Annotated in this window: 11 protein-coding genes and 1 tRNA gene; 4 read left to right on the plus strand and 8 right to left on the minus strand. The window is 70.2% G+C overall.

Features of this window, described 5'->3' with window-relative positions; genetic code table 11:
* Positions 1-83 precede the first annotated feature (83 nt).
* The 4 genes from ACWDOP_RS31305 to ACWDOP_RS31320 all read right to left on the minus strand — a co-directional run bounded on the left by ACWDOP_RS31305 (position 84) and on the right by ACWDOP_RS31320 (position 4,549).
* Positions 84-157, minus strand: a tRNA-Asp gene (locus ACWDOP_RS31305).
* 89 nt (positions 158-246) lie between these two features.
* On the minus strand, positions 247-1,353 hold the full coding sequence (dapC, locus tag ACWDOP_RS31310; RefSeq protein ID WP_456347935.1) for a succinyldiaminopimelate transaminase: 1,107 nt from the start codon (positions 1,351-1,353) through the stop codon (positions 247-249).
* Positions 1,354-1,361: 8 nt separating this feature from the next.
* A complete protein-coding gene (gene fdxA / locus ACWDOP_RS31315; protein ID WP_067572375.1) occupies positions 1,362-1,685 on the minus strand; it encodes a ferredoxin in 324 nt (107 codons plus the stop codon).
* Positions 1,686-1,942: 257 nt separating this feature from the next.
* The gene (locus ACWDOP_RS31320) at positions 1,943-4,549 is read right to left on the minus strand and encodes a bifunctional FO biosynthesis protein CofGH (protein ID WP_456347936.1); all 2,607 of its coding nucleotides are present in this window, start codon (positions 4,547-4,549) and stop codon (positions 1,943-1,945) included.
* Between the two features lie 276 nt (positions 4,550-4,825).
* Here ACWDOP_RS31320 and ACWDOP_RS31325 point away from each other — a divergent pair, with 276 nt between their 5' ends.
* From ACWDOP_RS31325 to ACWDOP_RS31335, 3 genes are all read left to right on the plus strand, one after another.
* Positions 4,826-6,313: a hypothetical protein gene (locus tag ACWDOP_RS31325; RefSeq protein ID WP_456347937.1), complete on the plus strand. Its 1,488-nt coding sequence runs from the start codon at positions 4,826-4,828 to the stop codon at positions 6,311-6,313.
* Positions 6,314-6,383: 70 nt separating this feature from the next.
* Positions 6,384-6,920: a PH domain-containing protein gene (locus ACWDOP_RS31330; protein ID WP_456347938.1), complete on the plus strand. Its 537-nt coding sequence runs from the start codon at positions 6,384-6,386 to the stop codon at positions 6,918-6,920.
* Complete coding sequence (locus tag ACWDOP_RS31335; RefSeq protein ID WP_456347939.1) at positions 6,917-8,653, plus strand: PH domain-containing protein; 1,737 nt, start codon at positions 6,917-6,919, stop codon at positions 8,651-8,653. Before ACWDOP_RS31330 ends, ACWDOP_RS31335 begins: the two co-directional genes overlap by 4 nt.
* Before the next feature lie 167 nt (positions 8,654-8,820).
* On the opposite strand, the gene ACWDOP_RS31340 is transcribed toward ACWDOP_RS31335, so the two are convergent.
* Positions 8,821-9,288: a carboxymuconolactone decarboxylase family protein gene (locus ACWDOP_RS31340; protein ID WP_456347940.1), complete on the minus strand. Its 468-nt coding sequence runs from the start codon at positions 9,286-9,288 to the stop codon at positions 8,821-8,823.
* Positions 9,289-9,538: 250 nt separating this feature from the next.
* Here ACWDOP_RS31340 and ACWDOP_RS31345 point away from each other — a divergent pair, with 250 nt between their 5' ends.
* Positions 9,539-11,494, plus strand: coding sequence for a GMC family oxidoreductase (locus ACWDOP_RS31345; RefSeq protein ID WP_456347941.1), 1,956 nt, complete (start codon positions 9,539-9,541; stop codon positions 11,492-11,494).
* A 3-nt stretch (positions 11,495-11,497) separates the two neighbouring features.
* On the opposite strand, the gene ACWDOP_RS31350 is transcribed toward ACWDOP_RS31345, so the two are convergent.
* The 3 genes from ACWDOP_RS31350 to ACWDOP_RS31360 are packed head-to-tail and all read right to left on the minus strand — an operon-like array spanning position 11,498 to position 14,771.
* Positions 11,498-11,866, minus strand: a complete 369-nt coding sequence (locus ACWDOP_RS31350; protein WP_454202763.1) for a DUF742 domain-containing protein — start codon at positions 11,864-11,866, stop codon at positions 11,498-11,500.
* Positions 11,863-12,279 (minus strand): roadblock/LC7 domain-containing protein, encoded by a 417-nt coding sequence (locus ACWDOP_RS31355; RefSeq protein ID WP_454202762.1) that lies wholly within the window; start codon positions 12,277-12,279, stop codon positions 11,863-11,865. Before ACWDOP_RS31355 ends, ACWDOP_RS31350 begins: the two co-directional genes overlap by 4 nt.
* Positions 12,276-14,771, minus strand: a complete 2,496-nt coding sequence (locus tag ACWDOP_RS31360; protein WP_456347942.1) for a nitrate- and nitrite sensing domain-containing protein — start codon at positions 14,769-14,771, stop codon at positions 12,276-12,278. The genes ACWDOP_RS31355 and ACWDOP_RS31360 overlap by 4 nt, the downstream gene beginning before the upstream one ends.
* Positions 14,772-14,914: the final 143 nt, after the last annotated feature.

A 14,914-nucleotide genomic window follows, 5' to 3' on the forward strand; every position in this document is an offset into this window, starting at 1 on the left:
GGGGGGGGGGCGCGCAATTGTGGGGGGGGGGCCCGGAAAACAGAAAAGGCCGCGAGCAATGCTCGCGGCCTTTCCGGATACTGCGACCCTGACGGGACTCGAACCCGCGACCTCCGCCGTGACAGGGCGGCGCGCTAACCAACTGCGCCACAGGGCCTTACCGAAGCAGGCCATCCGGCCTGGCGACGTCGCAAACAGTATCACGCACCCGGCCGGTACATGAAATCAGCTGGTCACGAGACCGGACTAGCTCAGCAGCCGATCGGCGGCGGTGGCGATGCGCTCGTCGGTGGCGGTCAGCGCGATCCGGACGTGCTGTGCCCCACGGGGTCCGTAGAACTCGCCCGGCGCGGCCAGGATGCCGCGCTCGGCCAGCCAGTCCAGGGTGGTGCGCCCCGGCTCGTCCCGGGTCGACCACAGGTACAGTCCGGCCTCGGAGTCGTCGATCCGGAAACCGGCGTCCTGCAGCGCCTTTCGCAGCACGTCGCGACGGGCCCGGTAGCGCTCGCGCTGGATCGCCTCGTGGTTGTCGTCGCCCAGGGCCGCGGTCATGGCCGCCTGGATCGGGAACGGCAGCATCATGCCCGAGTGCTTGCGCACCTCGAGCAGCTCGGCCACCAGCGCCGGATCACCGGTCACGAAGCCGGCGCGGTAACTCGCGAGATTCGAAGTCTTGGAAAGGGAGTGGATCGCGAGCAGCCCGGTGTGATCACCGTCGCTCACCTCCGGATCGAGGATCGAGACCGCCCGGCCCTCCCAGGGCAGCCCGAGGTAGCACTCGTCCGAGGCCAGGATCGCACCGCGCTCGCGCGCGAATTCGACCACCTTGCGCAGATGCTCGACCCCGAGCACCTTGCCGGTCGGATTGGACGGCGAGTTCAGGAAGATCAGCGCCGGGGATTCCGGGCCGAGCCGCGTGACCCCGTCCGCGCGCAGGATTCGCGAACCCGACAGCAGCGCGCCCACCTCGTAGGTCGGGTACGCGATCTCCGGGATCACCACCAGATCCTCGGCGCCCAGGCCGAGCGTGCGCGGCAGTCCGGCGATCAGCTCCTTGGTGCCGATCACCGGCAGCACCGCGTCGGCGGCGATGCCGGTGATGCCGAAACGCCGTTTCAGCGCGGCCACAACGGCTTCCCGCAATTCCGGGGTGCCGTGCGTGGTCGGATAGCCGGGTACCGCCGCCACCGCGCTCAGCGCCCGCTGGATCAGCGGATCGACCGGGTCGACGGGGGTGCCGACGGACAGATCCACGATCCCGTCCGGATGCGAAGCGGCCTTCGCCTTCACCGAAGCGATGGTGTCCCAGGGGAAATCGGGTAGCAGCGCACTGACCCGGCCACGCGTACTCAAGGTCGTGCCTACTCCGCGGCCATGGGCGGTAGCGCGGCGATGAACGGCGGGTCGTAGTCGACCTTGCCGACCTTGGTCGCGCCGCCGGGCGAACCCAGATCGTCGAAGAACTCGACGTTGGCGTTCACGTAGCCGCTCCACTGATCCGGGGTGTCGTCCTCGTAGAAGATCGCCTCCACCGGACAGACCGGCTCACACGCACCACAGTCCACGCACTCGTCCGGTTGGATGTACAGCATGCGACCACCCTCGTAGATGCAATCCACGGGGCATTCCTCGATGCACGCCTTGTCCTTCACGTCAACGCACGGTTCAGCGATGATGTACGGCACTGCCGCTCTCCTAGTCTGTCCTCACACCCTGCGGGATAGTCCGCCCCGCGAAACAGTATCCCGGCGCTGTAACAATACTCCTGGTCAGCCAACCCTAACTTCACCCTCCGCGACGCTGCGGATGGTTCGCGGTGCTCACGACCCGGGACCTCGCCGTCCCGCACCGGCTCACCTCGGCCGGCGGGAGCCCCGAATCCCGGCGCGGGTGCGCGACAGCGGCTGTTCACCGTCCGCCACGGGCGCCGGGTGGGCTCCCCTCAGCCTAGCGCCAGCGGGGATTTCGCCGAAGTGTGCTGCGGCACACCGTAGGTGGTGGTGCGCTGGCGCACCGGCCTGCCGATGCCCGTCGCGATCTCGGTCAGCTCCTCGACGGTCTTGGCCGAGCCGTGCTCGGAACCGGCCATGCGGGAGATGGTCTCCTCCATGAGGGTTCCGCCCAGATCGTTCGCGCCGCCGTTCAGCATCAACCGGGTGCCCGCGGTGCCGAGCTTCACCCAGCTGGTCTGAATGTTGTGGATCCGCCCGTGCAGCATGATGCGCGCCAGCGCGTGCGCGGCCCGGTTGTCCCGCACCGTCGGACCCGGGCGCGAGGCCCCGGCCAGGTACAACGGGGCGCTCTGATGCACGAAGGGCAGCAGGACGAACTCGGTGAAACCGCCCGTGGAGTCCTGGATTCCGCGCAGCACGCGCAGGTGCCCGACCCAGTGCTTCGGGTTGTCGACGTGCCCGTACATCATGGTCGAACTGGACCGGATGCCGAGTTCGTGCGCGGTGGTGATGACCTCGATCCAGGCCGAGGTGGGCAGCTTGCCCTTGGTGAGAACCCAGCGCACCTCGTCGTCGAGGATCTCCGCCGCGGTGCCCGGGATGGTGTCCAGCCCGGCCTCTTTCAGCGCCGAGAGCCAGTCGCGGATGCTCTGCCCGCCGCGCGAAGCCCCGTTGACGACCTCCATGGGACTGAACGCGTGCACGTGCATGTCCGGCACCCGCGCCTTGATCGCCCGCACCAGATCCGCGTAGCCCGTGACCGGCAGTTCCGGGTCGATGCCGCCCTGCATGCAGATCTCGGTCGCGCCCTCGACGTGCGCCTCCCAGGCGCGGTCGGCGACCTCGGACGCGCTCAGGGTGAACGCGTCGGCGTCGCCCTTGCGCTGCGCGAACGCGCAGAAGCGGCAGCCGGTGTAGCAGATATTGGTGAAGTTGATATTGCGGTTCACGATGTAGGTCACATCGTCACCGACCGTGTCGCGGCGCAGCTGATCGGCCAGCGCGGTGATCGCCTCCAGCGCCGGGCCGTCCGCGGTGGCCAGCGCCAGATACTGATCGTCGGTGAGCCCGGCCGGATCCTTCTCCGCGGCGTGCAGCGCGGCCAGCACATCGGAGTCGAAGCGTTCGGGGGCGGCGACCGCCAACTCCTTCACCTGCTCGCGAATGGTCTCCCAGTCACCGAACGCGCCGAGCCCGTCGTTGCCGAGCGCGGAGTCGCTGCGGGATTCGGTGTTGCGGCCCTCGGAGTCGATGGCGGTGTTGAGATCGACGCGGCCGACCGACTCCCAGTCGTGGTCCGGCTCCTGCCAGGGCAGGCCGGTGGGATTCACGGTGCGCGCCAGACCCGTCGTCGGATCGGCGAGCGCGGCCACGTGCCGCGAGACCCGCGGGTCGATCCACGGGTGGCCGGCCAGCACGTACTTCGGATGCGCGGTCAGGCGTTCGGTCAGCACGTAGCCCGCGGCGGCGGTGACCTCGGCCAGGGTGTCCAGATTCGGCCAGGGGCGTTCGGGATTCACGTGATCGGGGGTGAGCGGGGAGACCCCGCCCCAGTCGTCGATGCCGGCGTCCAGCAGGGCGCGGCACTCCGCGAGCGAGACCAGGTTCGGCGGGGCCTGGATGCGCATCTTCGGGCCGAGCAGCAGCCGGGACACCGCGATGGCGGCGCGGAATTCCTCGAGATCGGCATCGGGGGTGTCGCGCATGGCGGTGTCGTGCTTGGCCAGGAAGTTCTGCACGATCACCTCCTGTACGTGCCCGAAAGCCTTGTGCGACTTGCGAATCGCCATGATCGACTCGGCCCGCTCGACGAGGTTCTCGCCGATGCCGATCAGGATGCCGGTGGTGAAGGGCACCGAGAGCCGACCGGCATCGGTGAGCGCGCGCAGGCGCACCGCCGGATCCTTGTCGGGGCTGCCGTAGTGCGCCTGACCGGGTTCGGTGAACAGCCGGGTGGAGGTGGTCTCCAGCATCATGCCCATGGACGGGGCCACCGGCTTGAGGCGGGACAGTTCGGCCCACGTCATCACACCCGGATTCAGGTGCGGCAGTAGGCCGGTCTCCTCGAGTACCCGGATCGACATGGCGCGCACGTAATCCAGGGTGGAGTCGTAGCCGCGCTCGTCCAGCCACTGGCGCGCCTCGGGCCAGCGCTCCTCCGGGCGATCGCCGAGGGTGAAAAGCGCTTCCTTGCAACCGAGTTCGGCGCCCTTGCGCGCGATCTCGAGGACCTCGTCGGGTTCGAGGTACATGCCGCGGCCCTGGGCGCGCAGCTTGCCGGGCACGGTGACGAAGGTGCAGTAGTGGCACCTGTCCCGGCACAGATGGGTGAGCGGGATGAAAACCTTGCGCGAGTAGGTGATCGGGAGGGTCTCGCCCGCGTACCCGGTCTCGCGGAGCCCGGCGTCGCGCACCCGCGCTGCCGAGGTACACAGATCCACCAGATCGGCGCCGCGCGCCTGCAGCAGCACCACCGCCTCGTCGAGGTTCAGGGTGGCCCCGTCACGGGCGCGCCGCAGTGCCCGGCGCATGCCCGCGGGGCTCGGCGCCGGTGCGGGCGGACTCGGGTTCGGTAGATCCGTCACGTCTTCGATCATGCGCCATCCATCCGACTGATCCGACTCGGGTGCCATAGAAGCTGGCAACCGGTGGTACCGGCACGCTATTCCGTCGCGAGCCCGGCGATATTCTGACCCACCCGAGGCCCGGTGGCACGGCGTGACGAGCCGAACGGTACAAATCCTTGCCAGGGTTGACCTGCTCTTCTATGGTGTCCGGCACGATTAATCGCATCCATCGATGCGAATATTCGCATTCAGGCTCATACGCAGGGCTCGGGCCGTTTCGCCCGGGGATGACGAAACGGGGAATCCGTGTTCGAGAGACTTGGCCGCGCGAGCGCGATGCTCGCGGCCGCCGCGACGCTGACGCTGACCATCGCCACCGGATCGGCCGGAGCGGCATTCGGTCCGCTACCCCCGGCCAATCCGTACCTCGGCCCGCTCGGCACCGCGACCATGCACGGCGACGCCGCCTCCTCGGACGCCACACCCTTCCCCGGGCCCGGGTCGGTGAGCGTGCGCGCGGACTTCCACGAACTCGCCGCCGCCTGCCCGACCATCCTGCAGGGCGCGGACGGCATCCCACAGGCGCTGTGTACCAAGATGATCGACCGCGCGCCGACCGTCTACCTGCTCGATCCGGCCAACGGCGACACCCTGGCCTCGCTCGATCTCGCCAAGGGCAGTCTGCTCGGCGGCGTGTACGCCTACCTCGACGAGCAGGACCGCATGGTCACCGTGGACGGCAGCGGGGATCTGCTGCGGATCGGGCACGAGCGCGGAGCCGACGGCCGGTGGAAACTGTCGATCACCTCGAGAACCAATGTCTCCCAGGCGGTTACCGCGCACTGCGGCGGCGGCAGCTGCGACGCGGTGAGCTCGGTGATGCCCGACTACGACGGCCGGGTGTGGTTCGCGACCGACAACGCCGCCGCCGGATTCGTGGATCCGGCGACCGGCGCGGCCAAGGCCATCCTGCTCGGACCGGGTGAATCGGTGGCCAACAGCATCTCCAGCGCGCCCGAGGGCGTCGCCATCGCGACCTCGCACGCGCTGTACCTGGTGGACGCCGACCCCGCGGGCAACCCGCGCGTGCTGTGGCGCCGAGCCTACGACCGCGGCCCGGCCCGCAAGCCCGGCCAGCTCAGCTGGGGCAGCGGCGCGACCCCGACCTTCTTCGGGCCCGGCAGCGGCACCGAATACCTGGCCATCACCGACAACGCCGCGAACAAGGAGAACCTCCTGGTGTTCGACACGGTGACCGGCGCGACCGTGTGCTCGATCCCGGCGATCAACGGCACCGAGAACTCGCCCGTCGGCTCGGGCAACAGCGTCTACGTGGCAAGCACCTATGGCTATCCCTACCCGCAGCTGCCGGCCAACGCCGGGCCCAGTCAGCCCGAGAGCGCGGCCTTCACCGGCGGCATGACCCGGATCGACGTGACCGGCTCGGGGTGCTCGGTGGTGTGGACCATCGACGTGCCCTCGGCCGCGGTCCCGCGACTCTCGGTCGCCGACGGCAAGATCTACACCATCACCCGGCGCGGGCCGTTCGGCTCCGGCAGCGGCGGCTCGGGCAGCCTGGGCACCGGCAGCGGCGGCGGGTCCGGCAGCGCGGGGGCGGTGACCGACTCGTACAAGTACACGGTGATCGACGCGGCCACCGGCAAGGTCGAGACCGAGCAGACCATCGGCGCGAGCATCATCCAGGACACCCTGCAGATGGTCGGGACGATCGCGCCCGGGCAGGTCCAGTACCAGGGCACGCTGAGCGGGTTCTTCCGGATCACCGCGCGCTGACGCGCGTACCCGGGCGAAAAGGGACCGCGCGGCTTGTATCAACCCCGCCCGGGCGGGTAATCGTGCAAGCATGGCAGGCATGTCCGAGCCCACCGCCGCAGGCGGCACGTCGACCGCCCCGGGCGGCATCCTCGCGGATCCCGCCCGGCGGCCCAGCCCGCGCGCCAAACTGCTGTGGGCGCTGAGCGCGATCCTGTCGTGGGTGTTCCCGATCCTGGCCGTGCTGGTGTGGATGCTGCTGGATCCGGACAGACGCGCGGTGCAGCTGATCGTGCTCGGAATCATGCTCGCGGCAACGGTATTCAACATCGCCGTGGTGCCGTGGTGGCGCTACGCGGTGCACCGGTGGGAGATCACCGACGAGGCCGTCTACACCCGCACCGGCTGGTTCACCCAGGAAAGCCGCGTCGCCCCCATCACCCGCGTGCAAACGGTCGACACCTACCGCGGCCCCCTCGAACGCCTCCTCGGCCTGGCGACCGTCACGGTCACCACCGCCTCCTCCGCGGGCGCGGTGCACATCAGCGCCCTGGAACTGGCCGATGCCCGCGCCACCGTCACCCACCTGACCGAGATCGCCGCCCGCCACCGGGGCGACGCCACATGACCTCCACCCCCGGCCCCGAGCACCCGGCCCCGGCGGACGCTCCCGGCGCCGTCGCCACGGCCGGCGCGGAGACCTGGGAGCGGCTGGACCGGCGCATGTTGCTGGTGCATCCGGTCACCGAGTTGATCCGGTTCATTCCGGTGTTGCTGGCCTCGCTGATCGCGGGAGCGCGGGCGGACAGCCCGGTGTGGAGCCTCATCGTCGTGGGGGCGATCGTCGTGGTCGCGGTGACGCGGTGGTTCACCACCACCTACCGGATCACGCCGGACAACGTCGAACTGCGCACGGGACTCATTCAGCGCAAACGGCTTTCGGTACCGCGCAACCGGGTGCGGTCGGTGGACGTGGAAGCCGATCTGCTGCACCGGGCGCTGGGACTGGCGGTGCTGTCCATCGGCACCGGGCAGCAGGCCGAGCGCGGGGACCAGTTCAAGCTCGACTCGCTGGACGCGAAACTGGTGCCGAACCTGCGCACCGAACTGCTGGCGCACACCCGGGGCGGCGCGGAAGCGCCCGCGCCCGAACAGGTTTCCGGCGGCGAGCCGGGTACGGCGGTCACGCTGCCCGGCGCGGAGACACCGGCGCCGCCCACCCGCGAGCCGGTCGAGATCGCGCACTGGCGGCGCGAATGGGTGCGCTACGCGCCGCTCTCGCTGACCGGTTTCGCCATCATCGCGCCCATCGTCGGCCTGGCGTTCCAGTACGGCATCGCCGGGGTCATCTTCGACTCCGACGCCGTGCAGGGCGTGGAAAACGGTGGCGTGCAGATCATCGCGCTCGCCGTCGCCGCCCTGATCGTCGCGCTGGTGCTGATCGTCAGCCTCGCCGCCTGTGCCCGCTACCTGGCCACCTACCACGACCTGCGCGTGGTCGACGACGGCGCGACCCTGCACATCCGCCACGGCCTGTTCACCACCCGCCAGATCACCCTGGACCTGGCCCGCCTGCGCGGCGCGACGGTGAACGAGCCCCTGCTGCTGCGCTGGGCGGGCGCCGCCGAGCTCGAAGCGATCATGACCGGCGCCGACCCCCGCCAGAAACTCCTCCCCCAGGCCCCCCGCGCGGCCGTCGACCACACCCTCGCCCACCTACTGGACGACACGGCCCGCGTGGACGCGGGCGGCCCGACGAGGCACACCGGCGGCGCGACCGATCGGAATCGAGCGGGCGTAACCGCCGGCGCCGGTGCCGATTCGGCGATCCTCCCGGCGCAGACATGCGCGGCCGAGCTCGGGCCGGGCGAGCTCGCCGCGCCGGCGCCGGTCGCCGTGGAGCTGACCCCGCACGGACCCGCCGCACACCGGCGGCGGTACACGCGGGCGCTGTCGCCGGTGGGCACCGTTGCCGGCGTCCTGCTCGTGATATCGCTTGCGGGCGTGCATATCCCGGCGTGGATCTGGGCGTTGAACCTGCTCGCCGTACCCATCGCCGTAGCGCTGGCCTGGGACAGGTACCGGGGGCTCGGGCACGCGGTCGTGCCCGCCGCGCACGGCAAGCCGACCTGGCTCATCACCCGCAGCGGGTCGCTCGACCGCGACCGCGACTGCCTCGAAGCCCCCGGCGTCATCGGCTGGACCGTGCGCCAGAGCTGGTTCCAGCGCCGGGTCGGGCTCGCGACCGTCACCGCGGCGTCCGCGGCGGGCAAGAAGCGGTATCACATCATCGACATCCCGCTGGCCGAGGCGTGGCCGCTCATCGAAGCGGTGACACCGGGCCAGCTCGGGAGCCGCTGACCGCCCGAAAACCATTGCCCCCCAGCGATCGACGGCACCGCTGCTATCCAACTGCGCGCCGCCAGGGACCAGCGCACGATCGCTTCGCCTGACAATGAAACGAACGAGGCCCGGCGGCGGACCGAAAGATCCTGTGCCGGGCCTTGATTCGCGGAACGACGCGGGGCTCACCACTGGCCGGGCACGTACTCACCGCCCGTCATCCCCGCGATCACGTTCAGGCGGTTCCAGGCGTTGATGGTGGCGATCAGGGAGATCAGCGCGCCGATCTGGTCGTCGTCGTAGTGCTTGCGGACCTGGGACCAGGTGTCCTCGGAGATCCCGTGGGAGTTGTCCGCCAGGCGGGTGCCCTCCTCGGTGAGGGCCAGGGCGGCGCGCTCGGCGTCGGTGAACACGGTGGACTCGCGCCAGGCCGCGATCAGGGCCAGGCGGACGGGGGTCTCGCCGGCGTGCACCGCGTCCTTGGTGTGCATGTCCAGGCACATGCCGCAGCTGTTGATCTGCGAGGCACGGATTTTCACCAGTTCCTGGGTCGGCTTGGGCAGCGGCGACTCGTCGATCACACGGGCGGCGGTCACCAGGCGCTTGGTGAACTTGGCGGCGATCTCGTTGGCGTACAGGGCGAAGCGGGTCATCGTCTGCTCTTCTCTGCGAGGTTGTTCGTCGGCTACGTGAAGGGGACGACGCGGCGGGACGGGGTGTGACATAGGGTGGGATGTGACACCGGACACAGCAGGTCGAGACCGGGTCGAATCACGCCTGATGTAATCGGCGATTCACTTTTTCTGCACCGGGTTCCACCAGCTCGAACGGCGAGTTGGTGAGCGGCCATTCCTGCCGCTGTGGTACAAATCACCCGAGCTTTACGAAGGGTGGATTTTCGTCATGGAACCAACGGCCGCGCAGCGGGCGGCACTGGGCATGATCTGCGATACGTTCCTGCCGGGCGACGGACTGACCCTGCCGCCCGCCTCGGAACTGGGCGCGGTCGACACGATCTTCCGGATCCTGGGGCGCAACCCCCGCGAGGCGGACAAGAAGCAGCTGGCCATGCTGCTCGGCCTGTGGGATTCACGCCTGACCGGCCTGCTCACGGGCAACGGCCCGCGCAAGTTCTCGACCCTGTCGCAGGAGCAGCGCGAAGCCGCCCTGCTGCGTCTCGGCGATTCCTCGCTGGCTCCCGTGCGCGCCATCTTCCAGGCACTCAAGGGCGCGGCCCTGCTGTCCTACAACGTGACTCCCGGCCCCACCGGCGTCAATCCGCTGTGGAAGGAGATCGGGTACCCGGCTCCGGCGGGCGCGCTGCCCACCGCGCCGCAACCGGCGCTCGCCCCGCTGCGTTTCACCGAATCCACCACGCTCACCTGCGATGTCGTGATCGTGGGCTCCGGCGCGGGCGGCGGCACGGCCGCCGCGGTCCTGGCCGCGGCCGGTCTCGACGTCATCGTGCTCGAACGCGGAAACTACTACGACGACCGCGATTTCGGCTCCGGCGAGCTCGCCGCGATCACCGACATGTACGCCCCGGGCCCGCCCTCGTCGGCCGAGGGACAGATCACCCTGGTCGCCGGTACCTGCCTGGGCGGCGGCACCGTCGTCAACTGGAGCACCTCGCTGCCGACCCCGGACGGCGTGCGCGCGGAATGGGCCGAGCTGGGCGCGAAGCAGTTCGCCGAGGCCGAGTTCGGCGACGCCCTGGACGTGGTGTCCCGGCGCATCGGCGTCACGACCGACCGCTCGCCGCTGTCCGCGCGCGACGGCGTCCTCGAACGCGGCGCGCAGGCCCTCGGCTGGGACATCGACACCCTGCCGCGCAACGTCTCCGACGCGTGCGACGCCGGAACCGAGTGCGGCCGTTGCGGTTACGGCTGCCGCCTGGGCGCCAAGCAGTCGGTGACCAAGACCTGGCTCTCGGACGCCGCCGCCGCGGGCGCGCGCCTGGTGGTCGACGCCAACGTACGCCGCGTCGCGGTGAAGAACGGCCGGGCCGAATCGGTGTCGGCGCTCACCTCCGGCGGCGCGGAGATCACCGTCAACGCCCGCGCGGTGGTCGTGGCGGCGGGCGCGATCCAGACCCCGGCGCTGCTGCACCGCTCGGGCCTGAAGAACAAGAACATCGGCAGGCACCTGCGCCTGCACCCCGCCGGCGCCGTCTTCGGCGTCTTCGACGACGAGATCCGCGCCTGGGAAGGCGGTCTGCAGACCCGGATCAGCCGCAGGCACGCCGATCTGGACGGCAAGGGCTACGGCGTCATCTACGAGACCGGCCCGCTGCACCCGGGCCTGGCCACCGGCTTCATGAGCTGGCGCGGCGCGGCGCAGCACCGCGCCACCATGCTCGACTTCGCCCGCTCCAACGCCATCGGCGTCATCACCCGCGACCGCGATTCCGGCACCGTGAGCGTCGACGGCTCGGGCGAGCCGATCGTGAAGTACCAGATCTCGGATTACGACGCCGCGCACTTCCACACCGGAATCGTCGGCGCGGCCGAGCTTCTCGAAGCCGCAGGCGCGAAGCGCATCTTCTCCGGCCATCAGGCCGGGGTGTCCTACGAGCCCGGCGTGCGCGGCTCGCACGCCGAATTCGACGCCGCCGCCAAGGCGGCCGGCTACGGTCCGGGCCGATGCGCCATGGGCGCCCTGCACATCATGGGCTCGGCCCGCATGGGCGGCTCCGCGGACATGTCGGCCACCGATCCGGACGGCGCGACCTGGGAGGTGTCCAACATCGTCGTCGCGGACGGCTCCAGCTTCCCCACCGCCCCCGGCGTCAACCCCATGGTGAGCATCGAGGCCATCGCCCACATGAACGCCACCCGCCTGGCCGCGCGCCTGAGCTGAGCCCTACATGGCCCGAATGCCCTCCAGCACCGCGGTCAACAGCCCCATATCGGTGCTGTTGCCCGTGGGCGGCGAGCGGAAGAGCAGCCTGCCGTCGTCGATGAGATCGCCGATGAGCAGTTTGGTCACCGTCAGCGGCAGGTTCAGATGCGCCGACACCTCCGCCACCGACAGCGCGGTCCGGCACAGCCGCACGATGGCGGCGTACTCGGGCTCGGTGCGCCGCAACGGCTTTCCGCGCTCCACGTCGACCACCAGCGTGGTGACGCTGAGTTCGGGACGCTCGGCCGTACTCCGGCCGCGCGTCAGGGCGTAGAGGCGGACCAGGGGCCCGGCCTCGTCCTCGTACCAGTGCTCGCGCGGCTCGTTCATGGATGCTGGGCGCCGCCCGCGTTGCTGCGCGGGTCGACCGACAGATGACTGCCGACTCGTTGCACGGTCTGATTCATCTCGTAGGCCACCAACCCCATATCGGCTGTCTCCGAAGCCAAGAGCGCCATACAGGCGTTCTCCCCCGCCGCGGTGATGAACAGCACCGCCTGATCCAGTTCCACGACCGTCTGGCACACCCCGCCCGCGTTGAAGTGCTGCCCGGCGCTGCGGGCCAGACTGTGCAGGGCCGAGGCCATCGCGCCGAACCGCTCCGCGTCCGCCCGCTCCTGCCCCGCCGAGGAACCCAGCAGCAGCCCGTCGGTGGACAGCAGCACCGCGCACTGCGCGTCGGTCAGGCCGTTGACCAATTCGTCTAGCAGCCAGCCGAGATCGATTCGCTGGGAGGTGGTCATTGGGGCCCTTTCTCTGGTTCGACGCGCGGCTGGCGGCCCTGCCGGGTGCCCTTGGCGATCGCGCTCATGAGATTGCGCGCTTCCTCCGCGGTGCGCTGACGCGGGGGTACGTACGCGGACGGCTGCGCGGCGGGCGGGATCGGTTGCGCGGCAGCGGCGCCGGCGACAGGCTCGCCCGGTGCGGCGGGCGCGACGGGGCCGGCGTGCGCGATCGGACTGCGGTGCGCCTGGCGGTTGCGGCGCGGCAGCTCCGGGCGCCCGCCCGCCGGTGCGGCCGCGGGTGCGGCCGCGACCGGTTCGGCGGGCACGATGACCTCGGTTCCGGTCTCCCACAGCGGCGGCCGCGACACCGGCGGCTGCGCCAGCACGGGCAGCGACCCGGTGGTGACCGCGTCCGCCAGCGCGGCCAGCGAGGTCAGGCTGTTCACACCGGGATCGCGCAGTTCGGTCACCCCGTTGCGCCCGGTGCCCGGCGGCGCCTGCACCGGCGGGTGATGCCGGCCGCCCTCGATGAGCACCTGCGGGATCAGCACGATGGCGCGGCACCCGCTGTACACCGATTCCACCAGCCGCACCGAGACACCGTGCCGCGACGCCAGTTTCGCCACCACGAACAGGCCGAGGCGGGTATTGCCGGACAGCGTCGCGACGCTGAAGTCCGGCGGATTCGCCAGCATCGCGTTGCGGTCGGCGTACTCGGCCTCGGACATGCCCAGGCCCTGGTCGGTGATCTCCACGACGACGCCGCGCCCGACCACCAAACCGGTGACGGTGACCATGGATTCGGGCGGCGAGCACGCGGTGGCGTTGTCCGTCAGCTCGGCCAGCAGATGGATGATGTCCGCGACCGCGTGGCTGGCGACCCGCACCTCGGGCATGCGGCCGGTCTCGATCCTGGTGTAGTCCAGGCTCTCCGCGACCGCGCCGCGCACCAGATCCAGCAGCGCCACCGGATTTCGCCAGCGCCGGCCCGGCTGCTCGCCGCCGAGAATGATCAGGTTCTCGGCGTTGCGGCGGGCGCGGGTCGCGAGATGATCGAGCTGGAACAGCAATTCGAGCTGATCGGCGTTCTGCTCCTCGCGCTCGGCCCGGTCCAGCAGCGCGAGCTGGCGGTGCACCACCACCTGGCTGCGATGGGCGATGTTCAGGAACACCGCGTTGATGCCCGCGCGGGTCTTGGCCTCGGCGACCGCCGCGCCCACGGCCACCACGTGCGCGCGGTTGAAGGCGTCGGCGACGTCACCGAGCTCGTCGGTGCCGAAGTCCAGGCGCGCCACCTCCGCCGAGGGATCGAGTTCCTCGCCGGCGCCGAGCCGCTGCATCAGCTCCGGCATCTTCTCGGTCGCCAATTCCAGTGTGTCGTCACGCAATCGGCGCATACGCGCGATGAAGCGGTTGGCCAGCACCAGGGCGGCCAGGAAGGCGAGCACCGCGATCAGCAGCACGCCCGCGCCGCCGAGCAGCGAATCACGGGTGGCGTCGTTGCTCTGCTGGTGCGCGGTGGCGTGCGCGTCGCGGCTCTGGTCCTCCCACAGCTTCTGCAAACCGGCGTTGACCTGCCCGGACGCTTCCTGCCAGGCGGCGACGGTGAGCGGGAGCGGTTCGGGCTCTTCGGTTTTGGTCTTGTCCTGGGTTCTGGCGTCCTGGGTCCGGCTCTCGGGCTTGGTCGCGTTCTCGGCGGCCGCGGCGCTGGCGGAGAAGGCGCCGCGCAACAGCAGCGCGTCCTGCATGGCAACGACCTGCTGCCAGGCCGGACTCGCCATGATGGCCTGCAGCTGCGCCAGTCGCTTACCCTGCAGCACCACCGTGGAATAGGCCACCTCACTGCGGAACTCGCCGACCCGGTGGCTGAACTCCAGCAGCGCGATGTCGGGGAACTCGCCGGTGATCACCGCGACCGCGCCCATGGTGTCGGCCTGCGACAGCGCCTCGGCCGCGCGCAGCGCCTCGATCCCGTGGTTGAGTTCCATGCTCAGCTTGGCGTCCGGCGCGACGCGGGCGGCCAGCAGCGAGGCGCCGACGATCGTGCCGATGACCGAGGTGTAGAAGGCGAACACGTCCGCGGGCGGCGATTGCTGACTGTCCACTCCGGCGCGCACGCCCGGAATCGCCGAGAAGAGCTTGAAGAAGGCCTCGACGTCGTTGACGGCGCCGTCCGGGTTGAGCTCGGAGGCGATGTCGCCCTTCTCCTTCACCGCCGCCAGCGCCTCGTCCGAGCGCTGCCTGGCGGCGACGAGCGCCTCCGCGGCGTCCGGGTCACCCACCAGCCGCAGCAGCGAGAGCCGGCGCTCCTCCTCGAAGGCGGAGACCATGAGAATCGCGGGCGCGGTGGTGCTGCTGGCCAGTTCGGACCAGTCCTTGGCCTCGTGCGCGTCGTTCACCAGGTATATGGCCGCGCCGCCGCCGATAGCCAGCAGGGTGACGCTGGAGATGACAACGATGGACAGCAGCCGGACCCGGACGCCCAGCCGGCCCTGCAGACCCTTGCCCATCGAATCGGACGTTGTACCAAGCGTTTTGCGCAGGTTGTGCCAGCTGCCCACTGAAAATCTTTCCGATCCCGAACGCGTGACGCGCCTTTAAACTCGTTTCGATCCGCCCGAAATGAGCTTTTCGTCACGCTTCCTCGTCTGGA

The sequence above is a fragment of the Nocardia sp. NPDC003693 genome (assembly GCF_053981095.1).

What these genes read in the sequence shown, in the direction of transcription:
- ACWDOP_RS31320 (WP_456347936.1), bottom strand. Translation starts at nt 4,549, where the DNA reads ATGATCGAAGACGTGACGGATCTACCGAACCCGAGTCCGCCCGCACCG.
- ACWDOP_RS31330 (WP_456347938.1), top strand. Translation starts at nt 6,384, where the DNA reads ATGGCAGGCATGTCCGAGCCCACCGCCGCAGGCGGCACGTCGACCGCC.
- ACWDOP_RS31335 (WP_456347939.1), top strand. Translation starts at nt 6,917, where the DNA reads ATGACCTCCACCCCCGGCCCCGAGCACCCGGCCCCGGCGGACGCTCCC.
- ACWDOP_RS31340 (WP_456347940.1), bottom strand. Translation starts at nt 9,288, where the DNA reads ATGACCCGCTTCGCCCTGTACGCCAACGAGATCGCCGCCAAGTTCACC.
- ACWDOP_RS31345 (WP_456347941.1), top strand. Translation starts at nt 9,539, where the DNA reads ATGGAACCAACGGCCGCGCAGCGGGCGGCACTGGGCATGATCTGCGAT.
- ACWDOP_RS31350 (WP_454202763.1), bottom strand. Translation starts at nt 11,866, where the DNA reads ATGAACGAGCCGCGCGAGCACTGGTACGAGGACGAGGCCGGGCCCCTG.
- ACWDOP_RS31355 (WP_454202762.1), bottom strand. Translation starts at nt 12,279, where the DNA reads ATGACCACCTCCCAGCGAATCGATCTCGGCTGGCTGCTAGACGAATTG.
- ACWDOP_RS31360 (WP_456347942.1), bottom strand. Translation starts at nt 14,771, where the DNA reads ATGGGCAAGGGTCTGCAGGGCCGGCTGGGCGTCCGGGTCCGGCTGCTG.